General features: G+C 74.9%; 15 protein-coding genes and 1 pseudogene. 4 read left to right on the forward strand and 12 right to left on the reverse strand.

What is annotated here, in order from left to right; genetic code table 11:
* From ACFY4B_RS09175 to ACFY4B_RS09190, 4 genes and pseudogenes are all read right to left on the reverse strand, one after another.
* A pseudogene (locus ACFY4B_RS09175) lies at positions 1 to 2,265 on the reverse strand (hypothetical protein); the annotation flags it as partial.
* 104 nt (positions 2,266 to 2,369) lie between these two features.
* Positions 2,370 to 6,398 carry a type VII secretion protein EccCa gene (gene eccCa / locus ACFY4B_RS09180; RefSeq protein WP_375874427.1) on the reverse strand — a complete coding sequence of 1,343 codons (4,029 nt, stop codon included), beginning with the start codon at positions 6,396 to 6,398 and terminating at the stop codon, positions 2,370 to 2,372.
* A 91-nt stretch (positions 6,399 to 6,489) separates the two neighbouring features.
* A complete protein-coding gene (locus ACFY4B_RS09185; protein WP_387967014.1) occupies positions 6,490 to 6,987 on the reverse strand; it encodes a WXG100 family type VII secretion target in 498 nt (165 codons plus the stop codon).
* A complete protein-coding gene (locus ACFY4B_RS09190; RefSeq protein WP_049655551.1) occupies positions 6,987 to 7,289 on the reverse strand; it encodes a WXG100 family type VII secretion target in 303 nt (100 codons plus the stop codon). The genes ACFY4B_RS09185 and ACFY4B_RS09190 overlap by 1 nt, the downstream gene beginning before the upstream one ends.
* A 240-nt stretch (positions 7,290 to 7,529) precedes the next feature.
* Here ACFY4B_RS09190 and ACFY4B_RS09195 point away from each other — a divergent pair, with 240 nt between their 5' ends.
* Positions 7,530 to 8,165, forward strand: a complete 636-nt coding sequence (locus ACFY4B_RS09195) for a hypothetical protein (RefSeq protein ID WP_049655550.1) — start codon at positions 7,530 to 7,532, stop codon at positions 8,163 to 8,165.
* 87 nt (positions 8,166 to 8,252) lie between these two features.
* On the opposite strand, the gene ACFY4B_RS09200 is transcribed toward ACFY4B_RS09195, so the two are convergent.
* On the reverse strand, positions 8,253 to 10,991 hold the full coding sequence (locus ACFY4B_RS09200; RefSeq protein WP_387967015.1) for a right-handed parallel beta-helix repeat-containing protein: 2,739 nt from the start codon (positions 10,989 to 10,991) through the stop codon (positions 8,253 to 8,255).
* Positions 10,992 to 11,031: 40 nt separating this feature from the next.
* Positions 11,032 to 12,105 carry a hypothetical protein gene (locus ACFY4B_RS09205; RefSeq protein ID WP_387967016.1) on the reverse strand — a complete coding sequence of 358 codons (1,074 nt, stop codon included), beginning with the start codon at positions 12,103 to 12,105 and terminating at the stop codon, positions 11,032 to 11,034.
* A 269-nt stretch (positions 12,106 to 12,374) separates the two neighbouring features.
* Between ACFY4B_RS09205 and ACFY4B_RS09210 the strand changes: the two genes are divergently transcribed.
* Complete coding sequence (locus ACFY4B_RS09210) at positions 12,375 to 13,106, forward strand: response regulator transcription factor (RefSeq protein ID WP_049660980.1); 732 nt, start codon at positions 12,375 to 12,377, stop codon at positions 13,104 to 13,106.
* A gap of 71 nt (positions 13,107 to 13,177) precedes the next feature.
* Here ACFY4B_RS09210 and ACFY4B_RS09215 read toward each other — a convergent pair whose 3' ends face one another.
* The 3 genes from ACFY4B_RS09215 to ACFY4B_RS09225 form a co-directional block, all read right to left on the reverse strand.
* Entirely contained in the window at positions 13,178 to 14,515 is a 1,338-nt protein-coding gene (locus tag ACFY4B_RS09215; protein ID WP_387967017.1) for an EsaB/YukD family protein, read from the reverse strand.
* Positions 14,516 to 14,593: 78 nt separating this feature from the next.
* Complete coding sequence (locus ACFY4B_RS09220; protein WP_049657206.1) at positions 14,594 to 14,920, reverse strand: WXG100 family type VII secretion target; 327 nt, start codon at positions 14,918 to 14,920, stop codon at positions 14,594 to 14,596.
* Between the two features lie 38 nt (positions 14,921 to 14,958).
* Positions 14,959 to 15,315, reverse strand: a complete 357-nt coding sequence (locus tag ACFY4B_RS09225) for a WXG100 family type VII secretion target (RefSeq protein WP_387826791.1) — start codon at positions 15,313 to 15,315, stop codon at positions 14,959 to 14,961.
* A gap of 377 nt (positions 15,316 to 15,692) precedes the next feature.
* Here ACFY4B_RS09225 and ACFY4B_RS09230 point away from each other — a divergent pair, with 377 nt between their 5' ends.
* A complete protein-coding gene (locus tag ACFY4B_RS09230) occupies positions 15,693 to 16,853 on the forward strand; it encodes a serine hydrolase domain-containing protein (protein ID WP_387967018.1) in 1,161 nt (386 codons plus the stop codon).
* A gap of 111 nt (positions 16,854 to 16,964) precedes the next feature.
* Entirely contained in the window at positions 16,965 to 18,134 is a 1,170-nt protein-coding gene (locus tag ACFY4B_RS09235; protein WP_387967019.1) for a serine hydrolase domain-containing protein, read from the forward strand.
* A gap of 108 nt (positions 18,135 to 18,242) precedes the next feature.
* Here the strand turns inward: ACFY4B_RS09235 and ACFY4B_RS09240 are convergent, their stop codons facing one another.
* From ACFY4B_RS09240 to ACFY4B_RS09250, 3 genes are all read right to left on the reverse strand, one after another.
* Positions 18,243 to 18,950: a response regulator gene (locus ACFY4B_RS09240; RefSeq protein WP_380779599.1), complete on the reverse strand. Its 708-nt coding sequence runs from the start codon at positions 18,948 to 18,950 to the stop codon at positions 18,243 to 18,245.
* Positions 18,947 to 20,242 carry a sensor histidine kinase gene (locus ACFY4B_RS09245; protein WP_387967020.1) on the reverse strand — a complete coding sequence of 432 codons (1,296 nt, stop codon included), beginning with the start codon at positions 20,240 to 20,242 and terminating at the stop codon, positions 18,947 to 18,949. Before ACFY4B_RS09245 ends, ACFY4B_RS09240 begins: the two co-directional genes overlap by 4 nt.
* Before the next feature lie 261 nt (positions 20,243 to 20,503).
* Positions 20,504 to 21,724 carry a helix-turn-helix domain-containing protein gene (locus tag ACFY4B_RS09250; RefSeq protein ID WP_387967021.1) on the reverse strand — a complete coding sequence of 407 codons (1,221 nt, stop codon included), beginning with the start codon at positions 21,722 to 21,724 and terminating at the stop codon, positions 20,504 to 20,506.
* Positions 21,725 to 22,005: the final 281 nt, after the last annotated feature.

The following is a 22,005-nucleotide window of genomic DNA, read 5'->3' on the forward strand; positions in this document are numbered from 1 at the left end:
GAGGTCGTCCATGGTCATCGACCTGCGATCAGCCGAATCCCGGGACACCCACTTCTCACCGGGCTTCCCGTCCAACGTGGACCCGGAACCCCGGTCGACCAGCGGCTTCTCCCCCGACGATCCGCCCTTCGCCGAGCCGCCCGCCCCGTGTTCGCTCGGGAGGTCGTTGAGGGTCCTCACGTTGGAACTGCCGGGTCGCATCCCCGGTTCCGGGGCGCCACTCTTCGGCCCCGCCCCCTCCGGGGGGAGGTCGGCGATGGTCATCACCTTCCTGGCACCGAACGGCCGCGTCGAGGGCTTCTTCGACGCCACACCCTCCGACTTCCCGGTCGTCCCCTCCTGCTGGCCGTTCTGCCGGGTCTGCTCCGAGGTCGGCCGGTCCCCCTTGCCCGGGGCCGTGCTCTCGGAGGTGGTCTGCTTCGTCCCGTTGGTGCTGCCCTCGTGCTCCCGCGCCGAGGAGGCGGTCGACTGCCGGTTGCTGTTCTCCGGTGCCTGGGGCTCCAGTTCCCTCGTCAGGGGCTTCTGCCCCCCGGTCGACTGGTTGGTCCGCTCGTTGCCCTTGGGCGCGGAACCGGAGGAGCCGCCGGACTTCCCGTTGTCCCGCATCGGCTCCAGCGGGGTGTCGCGGGGGGTGGTGCCGCCTCCGGTGGCGGTCCGCTGGTTGTTCGCGGGCGCCTCCGCCCCCTCCTTGAGGGGCTGCTTCACGCCCTCGGGCCGGTTGTTGTTGCCCCCGGGGAGGCCGTCGTGGTTTCCGGGGGTCTTCGCGGAGAGCGAGTTGCGGTCCGTGGCCACAACGGCGTTGTCGCCCTCGACGCGGGCGGAGGCCGAGGACGGCCGGCCGTTGGCGCCGACGTCGCTGCCGGGCCGCGTTCCGCCGGGCTGCCGGTCGAAGGAGGCCTTGTAGGTCTGGTTGTCGACGGGCGTCTCGGACTGCGAGTGGCCGGGGGTCTGCTCGTTCGGGCCGGGCCGGGTGACGTTGCCGGTGCCGTTGCCGTTGCCGGTGCCGCGCGAACCGCCGTTCCCGCCCGTCTCGTTGACGGAGCGCGAGGTGGCGTCGGGCAGCGAGCCGTCCTTGCCGCCCAGCGGCCCGTGCGTCTCCTGGCCGCCGATCTGGCCGCCGGTGCTCTTCGGCGGGGCGACGTTGCCGATCCCGCCCGCCCCGGGCTCGTGCACTCCGGTCCCGGGCTTCACCTGACCGCCGGGGGTCGGCTGGTGGGTTCCCGACGGGTCGAGCTGGCCGGGCTCCCGGGTCACCGGCTCGGGGCCCCGGCCGGGCGTCGTGGTCCTGGGCGGGCCGGGCGGGGTGCTGCCGGGGGCCTCGTGGGGGATCCCGGTCTTGGGGGGCTCCACCCCGCCGGGGGCGACGGGCGAGCGTCCCGGCGGCACGCTGCCCGGTTCGGCGCCCAGCGGCTTGCCGCCGCCCGGGAACAGCTCCGGCGGCGGGACCTTGCCGATGCCGCCCGGGGTGACTCCGCCGATGGACCCCGGCCCTTCCGGAAGCGGCACGGAGCCGCGCCCCGGCAGCGGGACGTGCTCGGTGACCGGGGGCTTCACACCCGGCGGGTCGACCTTCGGCGGGGTCACGCCCTTGCCCCCGACCCCCTTGGGGCCGCCGCCGATCCCGACCTCCTTGGGTCCGCGCAGACCGGCCAGGCCCCCGAGGCCGCCGAAGACGGCCCCGAAGCCCATGCTCATGCCCTCGGCGGCCCAGTCGATCTCGAACGGGACGTCGTAGATCTTGTCGGCGATCAGCTGGGCCAGCAGGTCGGTGCCCAGCTGGAGCAGGCCGCCGGCCACGGCGCCGCCGATGAAGGCGCCGATGTTGAGGATGGTCTGCAGGCTCTCGCCGATCGTCCTCAGGATGTTGGTGATGAGGGTGATGAGGCCTTCGAGGAGCGGCGCGATCAGCCTGGCCAGCAGGCCCAGGCCGAAGGGGAGGACGAACCCGAGGATGGTGGCGATGATGCTGGCCAGCCCGGCCGCGTTGGCGGCCTTCTGCTCGGCGGCCATGATCTTCTCCAGCGCCCGGCCGTAGTCGTTGATGGCGTCGCCGATCTTCCAGCAGGTGGTGACCGCCGGGTCGAGCACGCTGTTGCCGACGAGGTTCCAGGCGTCGTGCGCGGCCACCATGCCGTCACCGGTCCACTGGAACTTGTCCATGGCCATGCTGGTGCCGTACCGGGCCGCGTACACCGTGTTGCCCAGCTCGATCCACTGGTTGCCCAGGGCGTAGATGTCGCTGATGCTGAAGCCGTTGTCGGCCATCGGGGATCCACCTCGAAGCAACTGCCGCGGAGAGCGCGGGCGGGAAGGTACGAACGGGCCGGGGGCTGCGAGAGCCCCCGGCCCGGTGGGAGGAGCCCGGCTGGTCAGGCCGGCTCCTCCTCGCGGAGCGCGACCTGGAGCAGCCTGGCCGGTCCGGAGCGCCGGACGAGGACGCCGCGGCCCGGGGGGCGCTGGGCCGCGCGCTGGTCGCCCAGCAGGACGCCCTCGCGCGGGTCGCCGGAGAGGATCAGGCCGCCGGTGCCGAGGTCCTTGAGCCGGGAGAGCAGCGGGTCGGACATCAGCGGGCGTCCGACCCCGGCCACCCGGCGGGCCAGCACCACGTGCAGGCCGATCTCACGGGCCTGGGTGACGTAGTCGGCGAGCCTGGCCAGCGGGGACTGGTGGCCGACCGCGACCAGGTCGTAGTCGTCCACCACCACGTACAGCTCGGGACCGTCCCACCAGTCCCGGGCGCGGAGCTGGGCGGCCGTGATGCCGGGCGGCGGCATCCGCTCGGCCAGCTTGGCGACCAGCTGGTCGACGTAGGCCTCGGCGGCGGCCGCGTCGCCCGCGTAGGCGCCGATGTAGTCCTCCGGCACCGCGTCCAGCAGGCTGCGCCGGTAGTCGATCACCATGAACCGGGACTCCCAGGCGGTGCTCCGGGCGGCCGTGGCGGCCATCCAGGTGCGCAGGAAGGCGGACTTGCCGCTGCCGGCGTCGCCGAACACCAGGAAGTGCGGGTCGCCCGGCCCCATCGCCAGGCCGACCGGCGCCAGGTCGCGCTCGCCGACGCCGATCGGCACCTCGTCCGCGGCGAATCCGGCCGTCCCCGCGGGGTCGAGGTCCTCGAGCAGCACCCGGTCGGGCAGCATCAGCACCGGCGGGGCGCCGGCGCCCGGCCAGGAGGCGGCGATCTTGCCGAGCGCGTCCTCCTGGGCCTCGGCCAGGCCGTCGGTACCCTCGCGGCCGTCCAGCCGGGGCAGCACGGCCTGGTACAGCACGCCGGGCGACACGATGCCGCGGCCCTGGATGTTGGGGACCTGCCGGCTCGCCTGGCGGCTGACCTCCGACTCGGTGGGCTCGTTCAGCCGCAGCTCCAGGCGCCCGGAGAAGCTGTCGCGCAGGTTCGGCCGGATGTCGGCCCAGCGGTTGGCGGTGACGATCACGTGCACGCCCACGCCCAGGCCGCGGGAGGCGATGTCCAGCACCGAGGCCTCGGCGCCCTCCAGTTCGGTGCGGATCGCGCCCCAGTTGTCCAGCAGCAGGAAGACGTCGGCGGCCCGGGTCCCGGCCGGCAGCCGGTCGGCCTTGCGCAGCGCCCGGAAGGCCGCCACCGAGTCGACGCCCAGCTCCCCGAAGAGCTGCTCGCGGGCGGCGACCAGGAGGCCGAGCTCGGCCAGCACCCGGCGGGCCCGCTGCTCGTCGCGGCGCCCGGCCACGGCGCCCACGTGCGGGGCGGCCTCCAGCGGGCCGAGGCTGCCGCCGCCGTAGTCCAGTCCGTAGAACTGCACCTCGTCGGGGGTGTGGGTGAGCATCGCGGACAGCACCGTGGTGCGCAGCAGGGTGCTCTTGCCGGTCTGCGGCGCGCCCACCAGGGCGAGGTTGCCGTGGACGCGTTCGAAGTCGAACTGGAGCGGCAGCTGCTGCTGCTGGAGGGGCAGGTCGAGCACGCCGACGGGGAAGGCGAGCCGGCCGGTGCCGGGCCACAGGCCGGCCTGGCGGCCGCGCCCCGGCTGCTCGGAGACCGGGCCGATCAGGCTGTCCAGCGGGATCGCGGCGGGCAGCGGGGCGAGCCAGACCTGGTGCACGGACTGCCCGAACCGGCAGACCTGGTCGACCGCCACCTCCATCTCGGTGGGGCCGGCGGGCAGGGCCGGCGGCTGGGACTCGGCGGGCTCCTCGGGCTCCTCCTGCGGCGCGGTGCGCAGCTCGAAGGGCACGACCGGGAGGCCGGCCGCGGCGCCGTCCTCGCCCGCGCCGGGCTCCTGGTACGGGCCGGAGATGTGGGCGACCCGGAAGCGCTGGTAGACCGACTCGTCCACCTTGAGGTAGGCGGAGCCGGGGATCGGGGGCAGCTGGTAGGCGTCGGGGGTGCCGATCACCGCGCGGCTCTCGGCGGCGCTGAAGGTGCGCAGGCAGACGCGGTACGACAGGTGCGACTCCAGGCCGCGCAGCCGGCCCTCCTCCAGCCGCTGGGTGGCCAGCAGCAGGTGCATGCCCAGGCTGCGGCCGACCCGGCCGATCTGGACGAACAGGTCGATGAAGTCGGAGCGCTGGGAGAGCAGTTCGCCGAACTCGTCGACCACGATCAGCAGGTAGGGCAGCGGCTCCAGCGGCTTGCCGTCCACGTCGCACTGCCCGGCCGCCTGGCGCAGCTGGTACTCGCGCAGCGAGTCGACGTTCCCGGCCGCGCGCAGCAGCCGCTGCCGGCGCTGCTGTTCGCCCTGGAGGGCGGCGCGGACCCGGTCCACCAGCGAGAGGTCGTCGGCGAGGTTGGTGATCAGGCCGGCCACGTGCGGCAGTCCGGTGACGCCGGCGAAGGTGGCGCCGCCCTTGAAGTCGACCAGCACCAGGCTGAGCAGCTCCGGGGAGTGGGTCATCGCCAGCCCGGTGACCATGGTGCGCAGCAGTTCGCTCTTGCCGGAGCCGGTGGCCCCGACGATCAGGCCGTGCGGGCCCATGCCGCCCTGGGCGGACTCCTTGAGGTCGAGCAGCACCGGGTCGCCCTCGCCGGACAGGCCGATCGGCAGGCGCAGCAGCCGCTCGTCGCCGGCCGGGATCCAGCTGACGGACGGGTCGAAGGCGGCCACGTCGGGGGTGCCGAGCATCTCGGGCAGGGTGATGGTGCGGGCCAGCAGCTGCTCGGGCTCCTCGGACAGGCTCAGCGGGGCCAGCGCCCGCGCGGTGAGCTCGCAGAGCTCCGGGGCGGGGGCGTCCGCGACGGCCCCCTCGACCCGGCTGTACAGCTCGGTGTTGCGGCCCTCCAGGACCAGCGAGCCGTCCTCGCCCACCCGGGCGCGCACCTCGGTGCGGGTGGGCTCGTCGCGCTCGGCGCCGACCAGGCAGATCACGGTGATGCCCAGGTCGGGCCCGGCCGATTCGAGCAGGGAGGTGGCCACCGGGCCGCGGGCCCAGGCGGCGGCCGGGTCGTACGGGTCGAGCAGGACGACGAGCCGTCGCATCACCGGGGCGGGGGCGCCCGCCAGGACGGGCCGGCGGGTGGTCCGCTCGGCCTGGGCGCGGGTGATCGCGCCCTCCAGGGCGTCGGCGAGCGCCTCGAACTCGGCGGCGACCAGCGGGACCACACCGGCCGGGCTCGGGGCGCCGGCCTCGTGGGTGTGCGGGAGCCACTTGGCCCACTCCCAGTCGGGGTCGCCGCCGGTGCAGACCACGACGGTGACGTCGTCGGGGGCGTGCAGCACCGCGAGCTGGCAGAGCAGCGAGCGGGCCAGCGCCCTGGTCCGGTCGGCGGGGCCGAGCAGGCTGAGCACGCCGGTCCTGACCAGGTCGACCAGGGCGGGCTGGCGGCCGACCGTACCGGCCTGGTCGACCACCCGCTGCGCGGCGGCGTGGGTCTGCTCGTCGTACTCCGCGAGCGGGTCGTTGCGGGTGCCGAGCTGGATCGGGGTGGCCAGCGGGCCCTGCCCCTGGCCCAGGCGCAGCTGGAGGAAGTCCTTGTCGGTGGCGCGCCGTTCCCAGACCCGGCGGCGGCGCTCGGCGAGCGCCCAGAGCCGCTCCGGCGAGGGGTGCAGCCAGCCGGCTGCCAGCCGCTGGCTGTCGGCGACCTGGCGGGCCGTCTTCTTGACGTCGGTCAGGTAGCGCAGGTAGCGCTCGCGCTGGCGGTCCTTGGTCTGCCGGGTCGCGCTGCGCATCTGGTGGCGGACGGCGAGGGTGGCGGCGATCGAGATCAGCACGAAGCCGACGCCCAGCGCGATCAGCAGCGGGTTGCGGTACATCACCATGTAGGCGGCCATGCTGATGCTGCTCATCAGCGGCAGCAGCAGGGAGAGCCAGGTGCTGGCCGAGGAGTTGGCGCCCTGCGGGGTCTGCGGCGGGGCGGGCAGCACCACGCGCTGGTCGGGCAGGGCCGGCGGCAGGGCGCGGGTGGGCCGGTGGAAGGGGATCCTGCTCACCTGGTTGTGCCTCTCGGTGCTCGACTGCGGCGGTGGTGCGGCGGGCCCTGGCGCGGGGGCGCGCCGGGGCCGGGGCGGGGGTCGGGCGGGGTCAGAAGATCTCGGCGACCACGGTGTTGCTCTTGTCGTTGACGAGGTCCTTCGGCGGCGGGTTGTAGGCGTTCGGGTCGCCGGAGCCCGTCGAGGGGGCGCCGATGGCGGCGGTGAGCGGCGCGAAGAGCTTGGTGACGATGAAGTCCTCGGCGTGGTCGTAGTTGGCGGCCGCGCTGCCCACGGCGATCATCAGCCGCTGGAAGACCCCGTCCGCGCCGTCGGGCTTGGCCTTGGTCTTGGTCCCGACCAGTTCCGCCATGCAGGCGTTCCACTGGTCGAAGATCGCTTTGGCCTGGTCCGCGGTCTGTCCCGCCCAGCCCAGCTTGAGGTCGGCGAGGGTCTGCTCGATCGTGACCAGGCTGTCCAGGATGTTGTTCAGGGAGGCCTCGACGGTGGCCTTGGCGGCCGCCATCTCGTGCAGCGGGATGGTGAGCTTGACCGTGTCGTAGTCGGGCGTGACCGGAGCGGGGGTGCCGGGGTTGGGTTCGACGCTCATCAGGCGCGCACGTTGTTGTAGTTGGCCAGTTCCATGTCGTGGTACATCCGGTAGGCCGACCGCATCCGCCTGGTCATCTCGTCGAGCAGGTTCTGCAGGTCGACCATGTCGTCCTTGTAGACCTTGGTGATGGCGGCGAAGGAGGTTCCGGCCGGGCCGATCCAGCCGGTCTCCAGGGGTGCCAGGGCCGTCGCGATCGCGTCGATCTCCCCCTTGATGTTCTCGCTCTCGGCGCCCAGCGTGCCGGACGCTTCGAGCAGTTGCTGCAGGTCGACCTTGAATTCCTGCAAGGTGTAGGCCACGGCAGGCGCTCCCCGGGGGCTCGTCGTTCGGCCGGTCCGCACCGGTCCGGCCCGGCCCGATCCGCGTACGGCTGGTCCACGTACGCACGTCGGCCCTGCGGAGTCTAGGCAGCGGCCGGACGGGCGGGACAGACCCGCTTTCTGTCCCCCCGGCGTCCCCGAACGGGGACCTCCCGCCCCGGGCGGCCGGTGGGCGAGGATGGCCCTGTTCACTGCCCGCTCCCTGCTCCGGAGGTCCGCGTGGTCGCCCCGATCAACTCCCCGATCTACGTCCCGTCGCCCGAGGACGGCGGCGGCGGAGACCCCAAGCCGGGCGGGGGCGCGGCCGACCCGACCCTGAAGATGCTGTGGGAGAACGGCTACGTCCCGGGCTTCAACGAGGGCTTCACGAACCCCGCCAACGCCCCGTCCGGGACCGGCCCGTCCGGGACCGCCCCCGCGCCGCCCAGCCACGCGTCCTTCTCGGTGGACCTGTCGACGGTCTACTCCGTCATCGTCAGCGGGGCGTCCACCACCTCCGGGGTGGTGGACGCCTACAACGCCCTGAAGGCCAAGGTGGACGCCGTGGTCGCCAGCGGCACCTTCTGGGGCCAGGAGTTCGCCCCCGTCGGGACCTGGTACGACAACTCGGGGATGGCCGGCGGGATGGGTCCGATCGCGCGGACGGGGCCCATCCCGGACAAGGGCGTCCAGAAGGCCGCCCAGAAGTTCGCGCCGATCATCAACCCCGAGCTGCAGACGGCGCTGCGCCAGGTGGCCGACGCCGTCGAGATCTACGGCGTCTACCTGGCCCGGCTGGACCTGGCGGGCCAGGCCTACGCGTCCGCCGACCACGGGTCGATCCTCCCGGAGGTCGCGCCGAGGCCGACGGCCTGACCGGTCGCCGGCGCCGTGCCCCGGGGCGGGGAGCCCCGGGGCGCCGTGCGCCGTGCGCCGGACCGCCGTGCCCCGGACCGCCGCGCCTCAGACCGCCGTGCTCAACTCCGGCAGGTCCTCCGGCAGGACGGTGGTCAGGTCCTCGGCCGTCGGGGCGTCGAGGTCGGCGATCCGCTGGGCGTGCCGCTCCGTGATCCACTGGAAGACCTGGCGGGCGGTGCGGCCGTTGCCGAAGCCCTCGTCGCGCGGCAGCTCCGTGAAGTACCCGGCCAGCGCGGCCAGGGTCGGCTCCGGCAGGTCGTAGCGGTGCTGCTCGGCCTGGTGGGCGACGATGTCGACCAGCTCCGGGCCGAGGTAGTCGTCGAAGGTCAGCGTACGGGTGAACCGGGAGGCCAGGCCCGGGTTGGCGTCGATGAAGCGCTGCATGTCCCCGGGGTAGCCGGCCACGATCACCACGACCTCGTCGCGGTGGTCCTCCATCAGCTTGACCAGCGTCGAGATGGCCTCCTGGCCGAAGTCGCCGCCCTGGCCGTGCGGCACCAGCGCGTAGGCCTCGTCGATGAAGAGCACCCCGCCCAGCGCCCGGCGGAACACCGCCGTGGTCTTGGGCGCGGTGTGCCCGACGTACTCGCCGACCAGGTCGCCGCGGTCCGCCTCGACCAGGTGGCCGCTGGAGAGCATGCCCAGCGCGTGCAGGATCCGCCCGTACAGCCGGGCCACGGTGGTCTTGCCGGTGCCCGGGTTCCCCGCGAAGACCACGTGGCGGCTGGTGGGCGGCGGCGGCAGGCCCAGCTCCTTGCGGCGCCGGACCAACTGCATCAGCTTGACCATGGTCTCGACGTCGCGCTTGACCCGCTCCAGGCCGACCAGCCGGTGCAACTCCGCGAGCAGGGCCGCCAGTTCGGCCTCGGCGCGGTCCCGCTCCTCCGTCCCGCCCGCCTCGCCGTCGCCCGCCGGGGCGCCGGCCCCCGCCGTCGCCCCGGCTGTCGCTCCGGCCGTCGTTCCCGGCAGCGACCAGGGCCGGGCGATCCCGGCCGGGGTGCCCGGGGCGACCGGCTCGCCGACGGCCGGCAGGGTGGCCTGCTCGACCCGCTCCGTCCGGCAGTCCTCCAGCACGGCGGCGGCCCGCTCGGCCAGCGCGACGTCCTCGGCGGTGTCGTGGACGAGGCAGCGGCGCAGCACCGGATCGGCGCCCGCGCCGACGTACAGGGCCGGGTAGCCGGTCTCGGACAGCGCGCAGTCCTCCAGCAGGCCGTGCGCGCCCTCGTCCAGGTACAGGCCGTTCTTGGCGGTGCGCGCGATCGTGCTGGCCCGCACCCGCGGGTCGGCGCCCGCCCGCACCACGATGCCGCTGCCCGCCGTGTCGGTGATCTCGCAGCCGTCCAGCACGGGGGTGCTCCGCTCGGCCGCGAGCAGGCCGGAGCCGCCGGTGTCGTGGATCCTAGTGCGGTTCAGCAGCACGCCGGTGCGCTCGCCGACCTCCACGCCCGCGCCCGCCGTGGCGGCGATCTCGCAGTCCTCCAGCAGCGGGCGGTGGCGGGTGTCCAGGCGTACGCCGACGCCGGTGGCCCGTACGGTGCAGCCGCGCAGCACCGCGTCGGCCCGCTCCTCCACCGAGACCCCGGCCATCCGGGCCTGCTCGACGGTGGTGCCCTCGGCGCTCAGCAGGGAGTTGCCGGTGACCCTGATGCCGTGCTCCGGCGTGCCGTGCAGGCGGCAGTCGGCCAGGTCGGCGGAGCCGCCCTCGCCCAGGTGCAGGCAGCTGAAGCCCGCGTCCGCCACCTCGCTGCCGTTCAGCGCCAGTTCGGCCTCGCCCGCCACGTACACGCCGTTGCCGGTGGCGCGCAGGAAGCCGCCGCCCTCGACCCGCGCCGAGGCGCTCTGGCCCAGGGCCAGCCCGGTGTCGCCGGTGTCGGTGGTGACGGTGTCGTACAGGCGCAGGCGGCTGCGGTCCACGGCCACGATCCCGGCCCCGCCGGTCCGCGAGACCCGGCAGTCCCGCAGCAGCACCCGGGCGTCCTCGTCGGCGAGGACGCCCACGGTGGCGGCGCCCGTGATCTCGCAGTCCGTCAGCACGGTGCCGCCCTCGGCCGGCTCGGCCGACCCGGCCGCGAGCGGCTCGTGGGTGTCGGCCGAGACGTGCAGGCCCGCCGCGTGGTTGCCGTGCAGGCGGCAGGCGCGCAGCACCGGGGCCGCCGCGTCGGCCACCCGGACGGCCGCGCCACCGCTGCCGGTCACCTCGCAGCCCTCGAACGAGCCGCCGCCGGTGCCGCCGACGTACAGGCCCTGGGCGCTGCTCGGGCCGATCCTGGTGCTCCGCACCTCGGGGACGGCGCCCTCGGCGACCAGCAGCCCGACGCCCTCGGTGTCGGCCACCGCGCAGCCCTCGACCACGGCCCGGCTGTCCCCGCCCAGGCGCAGGCCGACGCCGACCGCCCCGCGGACGGCGCAGTCGCGCAGCACCGGCGCGGCCCGCCCGGCCACCTCGACCCGGCCGCCGACCACCTCGCAGTGCTCCAGCACGGGTGCGCCGCCGCCGATCAGCACGGCCGGCTCCCGCGGGTCGGCGCCGCGCAGCAGCAGCCCCCGCACGGTGGGGCTGCCGCCGGCCACGGTGAGCGCGGGCCCGCGCGCCGGGGCGATCGTGACCGTCCCCGGCCCCTCGGCCGCCTCCAGGCTGACCCCGCGCTCCAGCAGCACGCTCTCCGCGTACTCGCCCGGCATCACCGAGACGACCCCGCCGTCGGCGGCCGTGCGCACCGCCGCGCCGATGCTGCGCTGGACGCCCCAGCCCCGCTGGGCGACCTTGACCCACGTCTTGCTCATGCGCGCACCCCTTCGGGGCCTGGTACCGCACCCACAGGGCTCAATTGCAGGTCGCCCGCATCTGGGCGACCGCCAGGTGGGCGTTGGTCTTCGTCTTCCCGTGCCAGTCCAGGCCCCGGCTGTCCAGCTTGATCATCAGCACCCCGGTCGTGGTCCTGAAGGTGCCGACGTCCTTCCACTCGCCGAGGTGGCCCCGCTGGTCGACGTCGAAGGCGTTCAGCATCCCGGAGGAGAGGCTGGACGACCCGTAGGCCTCGAAGTGCGCCGGCTCCCCGCCGACGTGCGTGATGTCACCGTCCTTGGGCGTGTACACCTGGACCTGGCAGGTGGCCGTGCGCAGGCCCGCCGCGCCCGGGGAGAAGGTCCACAGGGCGTAGTTGCTCCGGTCGTCCTCCTTCGCGTCGCCCGACATCGGCATCGCGTCGAACTGGCCCTTGCAGCCGTCCTGCGCCCAGCCGGCGCTGCCCACGCTGACCCAGCCGGCGCTGCCGTTGGAGTACCGGCCGGCCTCGGAGAAGCCCTGGAGGCTGTTGGACGGGCAGCCGTAGCCGGCCACCGCCGTGTAGGCGGCGGACTTGGCCGCCGCCAGGTTGGGCGCCGGGACCGCCGGGGCCGGCGCCGCGGGGGCGGGAGCGGCCGGGGCGGGAGCCGCCGGCGCCGGGGCCGCCTGGTTGTTCCGGGGCGCGAGCGGCGCGCCGCCGGCCGGGGCGGGCGCGTTGTCGCCCGAGGGCGCGGGCGCGTTGTCGCCGGGCGCGGGGGCCGGCCGGCCCTGCGGGTTGCCGCCCGAACCGCCGGAGCCGGTGTCGGTGTTCGCCAGGGGCGGGGCCGCGTTGCCCGGGGTGCCGGGCGCCGGCTGGCCGGAGCCGGTCGAGGCGCTCGGCGAGGGGGTGGCCGTCACCGGGTGCTCGGCGGCCGCCTTCGCCGGCCCGTGCTGACCGCCCTTGGCCAGCATGCCGACGCCGACCGCGCCCGCACCGACGACGAGCACGGTGAGGCCCACCGCCCAGGCGCGCGGCACCACCTTCGAAGGGCCGCCGTCCCCGCCCCGGACCTCCTTGACGAAGGCCGCCACCATGTTCCGCCGGTCCGTACCGTCCTGCTCGGCCTCAGCCATGATCAACCTCCACGGGCGCGGGCGGGCGCGCGGCCCCCCGACCGAATACGACATGTTCCGGTGCGGGCGCCCGGACGAACAGCCCGTGCCGCTCCGCACACTGATGGTTCGACGGAGCGTGCGCGAGCGGGCGCCGTCGCCGTCTCGCAACCGATCCGAACATCTCAGGCCCCGGCTGCGTAGAACGGAGTGACGGCACGTGACGCAGACCTCCCGACGCGGCTCAGCTGGCGCGACCGCACGGGAGACGGAGAGAGGGAAGGCCGGTTATGCCGACCATAGGCATCGTCGAGGACCACCGCATGACACGCATGGGGATCGAGCAGGTCCTGGCCCGCAGCCCCCGGCTGGAAGTGATCGCCTCGGTGGACACCGTGCACGACCTGGCCGAGAGCGGGCTCCGCCCCGACGTGGTGGTGCTGGACCCCACCCCCTACTCCGGCACGTCCGTCCTGCACGTGATCGGCGCCCTGAGCGCCACCAGCGCGGTCCTGGTCCTCTCCCCGTCGGCCGAGCCCAGGGACCTGCTGACCGCGCTCAAGGCCGGCGCGTACGGCTTCGTCACCAAGCACGCCGACGACACCGAGTTCCTGTCCGCCGTCGAGGCGGTCGCCCGCGGCAGCTTCTACCTGGCGGCGGGCCTGGGCGGCCACCTCCACTCCGAGCTGAGCCGTCGCAGCCCCGGCGAGAGCCAGGGCCTGGCCCGCCGCGAGGTGGAGACGCTGCGGCTGATCGCCCAGGGCTACACCCACGGCCAGATCGCCCGGCTGATGGCGCTCAGCGAAGCCACCGTCAACACCTACGTGAAGCGGATCCGGGCCAAGCTCAACGCCGGCAACAAGGCGGAGCTGACCCGCAAGGCGATCGAACTGGGCTACGTCGACGAGACCGGCCCCGAGCCGGCGGCCTCCCCCGGCCCGACGGCTCCCGCCGCGGTGGCGGACCCCCTCCGGTTCGGCGTCCCGGAGCAGTTGAGGGTCCACCAGCTCAGCGGGCGCTAGGCCCTCCGACCAGCCGTCCGACCGGCCGCCCGGGACCGGCCGGGGCAGGACCGGGCGGCAGGCCGTCCGGCTCACAGGTGGTGTCCGAACGCGGCGAGGTTCTGGAACACGCCGAACACCCCGAGCGCCAGCGGCACCGCGGCCACCCCGCAGAGCGTGCCCAGCACGTTCAGCGCCGGCGCCCGCGCGGCCTCGCGGGCCGCCGTACGGCGGAAGGACAGCGCCACCCCGGTGCCCGCCATCAGCACCCCGACCACGCAGAGCGCCACCGGGCCGACCCAGCCGGGAGCCGCCATCGCCTCGGGCGCGAACAGCAGGGTGGTGGCCAGGCCGACGGCGCCGGCCACCACCACGGGGGCCGCCTCGGCGAGCAGCCGGAAGGTTCCCGCCCGCAGCAGCGCGGCGACCGCCAGGCAGCCGGCCAGCGCCGGCGGGTAGCCGCCGTGCGCCGAGCCGAGCACGGCCAGCGCGACGGCCAGCAGCAGGGAGACCGCGGCGGTCCAGCAGAGCAGCAGGGTCCGTGCCCGGTGCACCATCACGCGGACCGCGCCGTCCTCCGACCCGCGCTCGGTGGGCCACAGCGCGGCCAGCTGGCCGGCCAGCCACGGCGCGATCAGCAGCATCCCGTAGCCGACCACGGCCACCGCGGCCGCGCCCTGGGCGAGGTCCGCGTGCACCGCCTCCAGCAGCCCCACCACGGCCGCCCCGGCCACGCCGAACAGCAGCACGGCGGCGGCGACCACCGAGGGCGCCGCCCAGAGCGCGGCCCCGGCGCCGACCATCGCCCCCAGCGCCGCCGCGGTGGCGTTGCCGTCCACGGGGTCGGGCAGGAACCAGCCGGCCACCGCCGCGCAGGGCACGGCGGCCAGCGCGATCGGCAGGCCCAGCCGGGACGGCAGGTCCAACGTGGAACGGCCCAGCAGCCAGCCGGTGATGACCAGGACGAACGCGGCGCCGACCGCCACCGGGCCGGCCACCGCCCCGGACCAGCCGCCGCGCGAGGCGGCCGTCACACAGGCGGCGGCCAGGCCGAGCGCGCCCAGGACCGTCGCGCAGACCGCGCGGGCGCGCGAGGTCCAGCGCAGGTCGCCGAAGGAGTCGGCGACGTCGGCGACCAGCTCGTCGACGTCGCGGACCAGCGGTTCCTCGAACTCGCCCTCGGCGGCATCCCGCAGGTACAGCAGCTGGCCGTCCTGCACCCCGGCCTCGCGCAGCGAGGAGACGGGGTGGAGCGTCGGCCCGCCCGGCACCGCCAGCGACCACGCCGCCGGCAGCGCCTCCAGCTCCTCCTGGCCGACCAGCCGGGCCAGCGTCGTGACGTATTCCGCGATCGGGGCGGCGGCGGGGACCGCGAGGTCCACCCGCTTGTGTTCGCCGACCACTGTCACTCGGCAGTGCCCGTCAGCCATGCGTAGCTCTCTTGCCCTCGTTCATGCGGAATGTCGTACGGATGACGGCCGACCGCGACGGCGGAGGCGGCCCCGGCCTCAGCGCCGGCCGGCGGTGTTGTTCCAGGTCTGCGAGTTGGCCCACTCGGCGCTGCTGTAGTTCGCCCAGTTGACGTTCATGGCGTGCGCGATCTGGCCGAGCACGCCGTCGGGGCCGAACAGCCCCTCGGCCGCGATGTTCCACTCGGCCTGGAGCCCCTGGTAGTAGCCGGAGGCCGCGCCCTGCCAGAGCTCCGGCAGCTGGTTCAGGTACATGGCCAGCTCGTGCAGCTGCTGGGCGATGTCGGCCGCCTGCGCGTTGAGGTAGGGGCCGGCGTGCTCCAGGTCCTGCTGGACGCTGATCGGGACGGCGTCGGAGAAACTCATCGCGGTGCTCCTGGGAGGGGGTGGGGAGGGACGCGGCGTCAGAACTTGGCGGCGGGCAGCGTCACCTTGCGGAGGTTGGCGAGGTTCGCCTGCTCCGACTCGACGTAGTTGACGTAGTTGCCGCGCAGCCCGGAGGCGATGTCGGTGAGCGCGTCGTGCATCATGCGCGCGTAGATGTCGTAGTCGGCCATCAGCACCTCGAAGGCGCCGTGCGCCGAGCCCTGCCAGCAGCCGCTCAGCCCCGCGACGTACGTCCGGAGCGTGGCGATCTTGGTGTCGATCTCGCCGGCCTGGTTGGTCACGTAGACGGACGCCGCGGAGACGTCGTCGGGCGTGACCTTGTAGCCGCTCATCGACGGACCGCCACTGCCCGTGGTGTTGCCCGGCGTCGTCATCCCTGGCCCCTTCGACGTCTGCTGACGGAGAGCGAGCGGCGGCCGGCCGCCACCCGTCGGGGCGCGGCCGCGAGCACCACGCCCGGATTGTCGCCGCCAGCCTCCCCCACCACCCCGGGACGCCTCCAGTCACCGTTTCGGATGTCCCTCGCCCCCGCCCCGCCCCCGCCCCGCCGCGGCCCCGCCCCCGCCCCGCCGCGGCCTCGCCCCCTCCCCGCCGCGGCCCCGGCCGGGAGCCCGGTCCCGGCCGGGGCGGCTCCCGGGAGCCCGCTCCCGGGTGCGCTCTCGTCCTGGGAACCGATGAACTCCCTTGCCCCTGAATGGTCTTCTTGCCGCAGGCCGGGAATCCCCGGCGCCAACCACCAGAGGGGACCCCCGTGTACGAGCACGCACCGCACCACCGCCTTCCGCTCCGCCGCCGCAACGGCCGGCACCGGGTGGCGGTAGCCGTGGCGGCGGCCGCCGCCGTGGCCGCCGGCGTTCTGGCACCGACCGCGGCGTTCGCGGGCGGCAGGCCCGACAGCGTCCAGTCGAGCCTGGACACCCTGGCCAAGGACGACGGCGTGCCCGCCGCGCTGGCCGCCGTCAAGGGCCGCGACGGCCGCACCCGCACCTACACCGCCGGCGTCGGCGACCTCGCCACCGGGGCCAAGGTCCCCACGGACGGCCAGATACGGATCGGCAGCAACACCAAGCCCTTCACCGCCGTCGTCGTCCTCCAGCTCGTTGCCGAAGGAAAGGTGGGCCTGGACTCGCCCGTCGAGACCTACCTGCCGGGCCTGCTGCGCGGCGACGGCATCGACGGACGCGGCATCACCGTCCGCCAGCTGCTCCAGCACACCAGCGGCCTGCCCGAGTACGTGGACAAGGGCGCCATCCTCGCCAACCCGAACCGGTACTACGAACCGCGTGAGCTCCTCGACGCGGCCCTGGCCCAGAAGGCCCACTTCGCCCCGGGTACGCGGTGGGAGTACAACAATACCAACTACCTGGTGGCCGGCCTGATCATCCAGAAGGTCACCGGGCGGCCGCTCGGCGAGGAGATCAACCGGCGCGTCGTCGACCGCATCGGCCTGCGCCACACCTACTTCCCCACCCCCGGCGACACCACCGTCCGCGAGGCCCACCCCAAGGGCTACCACCAGGAAGCCGACGGCTCGTTCCGCGAGTACACGGACCTGGACCCGTCCTGGGGCTGGGCGGCGGGCGCCGTCGTCTCCACCACGAGCGACCTCAGCCGCTTCTACGCCGCGCTCCTCGGCGGCCGGCTCCTGCCCGCGGCGCAGCTCGCCGAGATGCGCACCACCGTCCCCGCCGACTCGGTGGGTCCCGGCGTCCGCTACGGGCTGGGCCTGATGAGCAACCCGCTGTCCTGCGGCGGCCTGTACTGGGGCCACCTCGGGACCATCCCGGGCTACTTCAGCTCCGGGGGCGCCACCGACGACGGCCGCGCCGCCGGCGTCGCGGTGACCATGATCCCGGGCGACGCGGCCGAGCAGCACGTCAAGGCCGCGGTGGACACGGCCCTCTGCCGCTGACCCGGTCCGAGCGTCCGCACCGGCACGACCACGACCAGCGGGTTCCGCGCGCCTCGGCGCGCGGAACCCGCCCGCCCCGCCAATTCCCGCCTCCAGCAGAGGAGTTCCTCCATGAACGAGCACGTACAGCACAACCGAACCCATCGCGGACGCCGTGGCCGGCACCGGGTGGTGGCGGCCGTGGCGACCGTCACCGCCGTGGCCGCCGGCGTCCTGGCGCCGACCACGGCGTTCGCCGGCGGCAGGCCCGACACCGTCCAACAGAGCCTGGACGCCCTGGTCAAGGACGACGGCCTGCCCGCCGCACTGGCCGCCGTCAAGGGCCGCGACGGCCGCACCCGCAACTACACCGCCGGCGTCGGCGACCTCGCCACCGGGGCCAAGGTCCCCGTGGACGGGCAGATCCGCGCCGGCAGCAATACCAAGACCTTCACCGCCGTCGTCGTCCTCCAGCTCGTCGCCGAAGGAAAGGTGGGCCTGGACTCCCCCATCGAGACCTACCTGCCGGGCCTGCTGCGCGGCGACGGCATCGACGGACGCGAGATCACCGTCCGCCAACTGCTCCAGCACACCAGCGGCCTGCCCGACTACATGGACTCCCCCGAGCTCTCGGACTTCACCACGGTGCAGTACCGCTACTTCGAGCCCCGCGACCTCCTCGACGGCGCCCTCGCCCAGAAGGCCCTCTTCCCCGCGGGTACCGGCTGGGCGTACAGCAACACCAACTACATCGTCGCCGGGCTCCTCGTCCAGAAGATCACCGGCCGGCCCGTCGGCGAGGAGATCACCAAGCGCGTCATCGACCGCATCGGCCTGCGCCACACCTACTTCCCCGCCGTCGGTGACACCACCGTCCACGAGGCCCACCCCCACGGCTACCTCCCCAGCACACCGGGCGCGCCCCGGTTCGACTACACCGAGATGGACTCCTCGATGGCCTGGGCGACGGGGGCGATCGTCTCGACCAACACCGACCTCAACACGTTCTTCACCGCGCTCCTCGGCGGCCGGCTCCTGCCCCCGGCGCAGCTCGCCGAGATGCGCACCACCGTCCCCGCCGATCTGATCGGCCAGGGGATCCGCTACGGACTGGGCCTGCAGAGCAGGCCGCTCTCCTGCGGCGGCCTCGTCTGGGGCCACGGCGGCACCGCCCCCGGCTACCGGACCCGCGGCGGCGTCACCGAGGACGGTCGCGCCGCCACCATCACCGTCACCACCGTTCCGGGCGAGGTCGGCGCGCAGCACATGACGGACGCCCTGGACGCGGCCCTCTGCCGCTGACCCGGGCCTCGGGCCGGCCCCCTGCCCACGCCGGGGGCCGGCCCGACCCTGCTCGCTTCCGCCTGGTCCGACCCGCTTCAGCCCGACTCCAGCCCTGCTCGGCCCGCTTCAGCCGGCCGGGTTCGCGGACCGGGCCTCGACCAGACCGGACTCGTAGGCCGCGATCACCGCCTGGGCACGGTCGCGGACGCTCAGCTTGGCGAAGACGCTGGTGATGTAGTTCTTGACCGTGGAGACGCTGATGCCCATCGCCGAGGCGATCTCGGCGTTGTCGAGGCCGGTGGCCAGCAGGTGCCACACCTCGATCTCACGGGGCGTCAGTTCACCCGGAGCGGAGACCGGCACCGGCGCCGACACCGGCGGCCGCGGCAGCCGGGGCGAGGTGACGTAGGTGGAGATCAGCCGGGTGAGCAGGCGCGGCGCCACCACCGCCTCCCCGCCGTGCACCGTCCGCACGGCCGCCGAAAGCTCCTCCGGGGAGACGTCCTTGGGCAGGAACCCGGAGGCGCCGGCGCGCAGGGCGGCGACCACGTACTCGTCCATGTCGAAGGTGCTCAACGCCAGGACCCGGCACGCGGGCAGCTCCTGGGAGAGCCGCTCGGTCGCCTGGACCCCGTCGAGGACCGGCATCCGGATGTCCATCACCACGACGTCGGGCCGGTGCTGGTGCGCGAGGTCCACCGCCCGCTGCCCGTTGTCCGCCTCGGCCACCACCTCGAACGCCGGGTCGGGGGCCAGGATCAGCGCCAGGCCTCGCCGCACCAGCGGCTGGTCGTCCGCGATCAGCACCCTGATCCGTTCCGTGGTTCCCGTCATCCGAGCCGTTCCTCTCCGTCCGCCGGCGCCACCGGCAGACTGGCCACCACCCGGAAGCCACCACCGTCGATGCCCCCGGCCACCATGCTGCCGCCCTGCAGCGCGACGCGCTCGCGCATGCCCATCAGACCGTACCCGGTGCGGCCCGCCCGCGGTCCGGGCGCACCACCCGCCCCCACCAGGGCGTCCGCCGGGGAGTCGGGCGGCGCGGCGGTGCCGTTGTCGGACACCTCGACGGTGACCCGGTCCGGGTGGTAGGTCAGCCGGACCCTCGCCCGGGCGGCCCGGCCCGCGTGCTTGCGGGTGTTGGTGAGGGCCTCCTGGACGATCCGGAACACCGCCAGGCCGGCGCTCGGCGGCAGCGGGCGCTCCTCCCCCAGGACCGCGAAGTCGGTGGGCAGGCCAGCCCTGCGGGACTCCTCGACGAGCTGTCCGAGCTGCCCGACCCCGGGTTGCGGCGCGGACGGCGCCCCGCCCGGCGCCTTGCCCGGAGCCTTGCCCGGAGCCCGGTCCGCCCCGTCCGGCTCGTCGTCGGCCCGCAGCACGTCGAGCAGGTGGCGCATCTCGCGCAGCGCCATCCGGCCGGAGCCCTCCAGGGTGGCCAGGGCCTCGCGCACCACCTCGGTGTCACCGCCGAGGTTGGCCCTGGCACCGGCGGCCATCAGCTGCATGGTGGTGATGTGGTGGGCGACGATGTCGTGCAGCTCCCGCGCGATGCGGCGCCGTTCCTGCGCCACCGCGCGGTCGGCCAGCAGCCCGCGCCTGACCTCCGCCTCGTGCTGCCACCACGTCAGCCCCTCGGCCGTGACGACGACCAGCGCCGCGGCGACCACGTTGCCCGCCACGTCCCCCACCGCGGGCGGCAGCGGATACCCCCGGCCCACCAGCGGTACGGCGGCCGCCACGAGGCCGGCCGGCACGGCCACCGCGACGCCGCGGGACCGGGCCACGGCGAACAGCGCGACGCAGAGCGTGCCGGTGAAGTGCGGCGGCATCGACACACTCAGGTTCAGCGCCAGGCCGAGGACCAGCACCCCCGCCAGCGACGCCAGCGGGTGGCGGCGCCTGGTGAGCAGCGGCACGGCCGCCAGTACCAGCAGGACCAGCGCGGTCGCGGCGATCGGCGGTCTTCCGTCCGAGCCGCCGATCGTGTAGCCGAGGAGGTCCAGGACGGCCACCCCGACGGCCACCAGCGCGTCACCGGCCGTCCAGGGCAGGCCGGCGCCGCTCGGCTCCGGCGACGGCCGAAGTGGCAGTGGCAGTGGCAGCAGTGGCCCGTGGTGCGTCGACATGCTGTGGCGCTCCTCTCTACGGCCGGTCGGCCGCCCCGGGCCTCGCCGGTCCACCGAGACCGCCGCCCGTGAGCCGTCCCCTCGCGGCGGCCCGCGGCCCGGGGAGCGCTCCGGCGTCCCCGGTCGATCCTCCCAGCGGCCCCCGGCCCCGGGCAGGCTCCCGGGACCGATCCCGGACCGGGCCCCTGGTCCTGGCCGGGGCCGTACCCCGGGGCCCCGGTCCTGATCGCGTTCCCGCCCCCGGCGCCGCCGTCGTCGCCGTTACTGCCGGGCCGGGGCCTGCTCCCAGGCCTGCCCGCCCGCCGGGTAGGCGTACAGCGGCCGGTCCTTCACCGCGCTGGTGCGGAACGGGGTGCCGTGGCCGAGGTCGACGGGCAGCATCCCCTTCCGGTTGCCGCTGGTCCACTCCAGTTCCAGGTACCAGCTGACGTCGTGGGTGGTGGTCTCGGCGGTGACCTCGATGACCGCCGGTTCGCTCTGGGTCACGACCACCGGCAGGCTGCCGCTGCCGTCGGCCACGACCGGGACGGGGCGGGCCGCGTCCAGGTCGATGCGGTAGGAGCGGGCGCCGACTCCACCGGCGCAGCCCTCGCCCATGGAGTAGGCGTTCCAGGCGAGCGGGGCCGCGACCCGGGTGACCCGGACGTTGAGACCCGTCAGCAGCACGGTGTCCCAGCCAGTGCCCTGCACGGTGAGCTTGACCGACCGGGAGTGGCCCGGCACCGCGCCGACCTGGGAGGCCCAGCCCGCCGCCTCCGGCACGGCGGGCGGTCGGGGGACCTCGGACGGCGGGCGGTTGACGACGTACTGGTCGCACTTGGCGTCCCAGCCGGACGGGTGGACGGCGACGCTGATCGGTGCGCTGGTGCTCGGGTCCGCCCCGCCGGTCGCCCCGGACGGGCTCGCCCCGGCAGCGGCGACGGCGGCGGCGACGGCGGCCGCGGACAGCTGCGGGGACAGGGACGGGGCCGGGGATCCGGTGGACGACCCGGCGTCGGCGGCGCGGGCGGGGTCGGTCTCCCCGTCCGGACGGAGCCTCAGACCGGTGGCGACGACCCCGACGGCGACCAGCAGCGCGATGACCGTCACCGCGGCGAGGACGCCCCGGCGGCGGGTGCGCCGCCGGGGCGACACCGCGGGGGCGCGGTCCGGGACGGGCTCCGGTGCCGGGGCCGCCTCTGGTACCGCAGTCGCGGGCGGTGCGGGTGCCACCGGCTCAGGGGCGGCGGTCGGCCTGTTCCCACGCGTCGCACGGACGACGACCCACAGCCGGTACAGCTCGACGCGTTCCTGCGGCGTCGCCTCGCACACCCGCGAGAAGTGGTCCAGCGGGGCGAACTCCGTCGGCATCACATCGCCGTTGCAGTAGCGGTGCAGGGCCGACGTGCTCAGGTGCAGCCGCTTCGCCAGCGCTCCGTAACTGAGCCCCGACCGGCTCTTCAGCTCCTGCAGCAGCCGGGCGACCTCGTCCGTCTCCCTCAACTTCCCGATTCCCTTCGGCACTGTTCCTTCACCCGCCCCCGGCAGTCGGGCTCGGCACCGTCACGTCCCCCGCCCCGACCCCGCCGGGTGTGGCGCGGGCTCCGGCAGACAAGCACGCGGCACGCCGTCCCACGGTTCCGCCATCCCGCGAACGCGTCCCAGGAAGCTTACGTCTTCCCAGCTCAGAGCAGGTACGGGCGTCCCCGGGTCCCTGATCGCCGGCTCACCGTTGTGGCCGGGACGAGCGGGCGGACAAGCTGGCGACCAACACCGAGAAGGAG

It is taken from the genome of Kitasatospora sp. NPDC001261 (assembly GCF_042896795.1).
In the GTDB taxonomy this organism is placed as follows: Bacteria; Actinomycetota; Actinomycetes; order Streptomycetales; family Streptomycetaceae; genus Kitasatospora.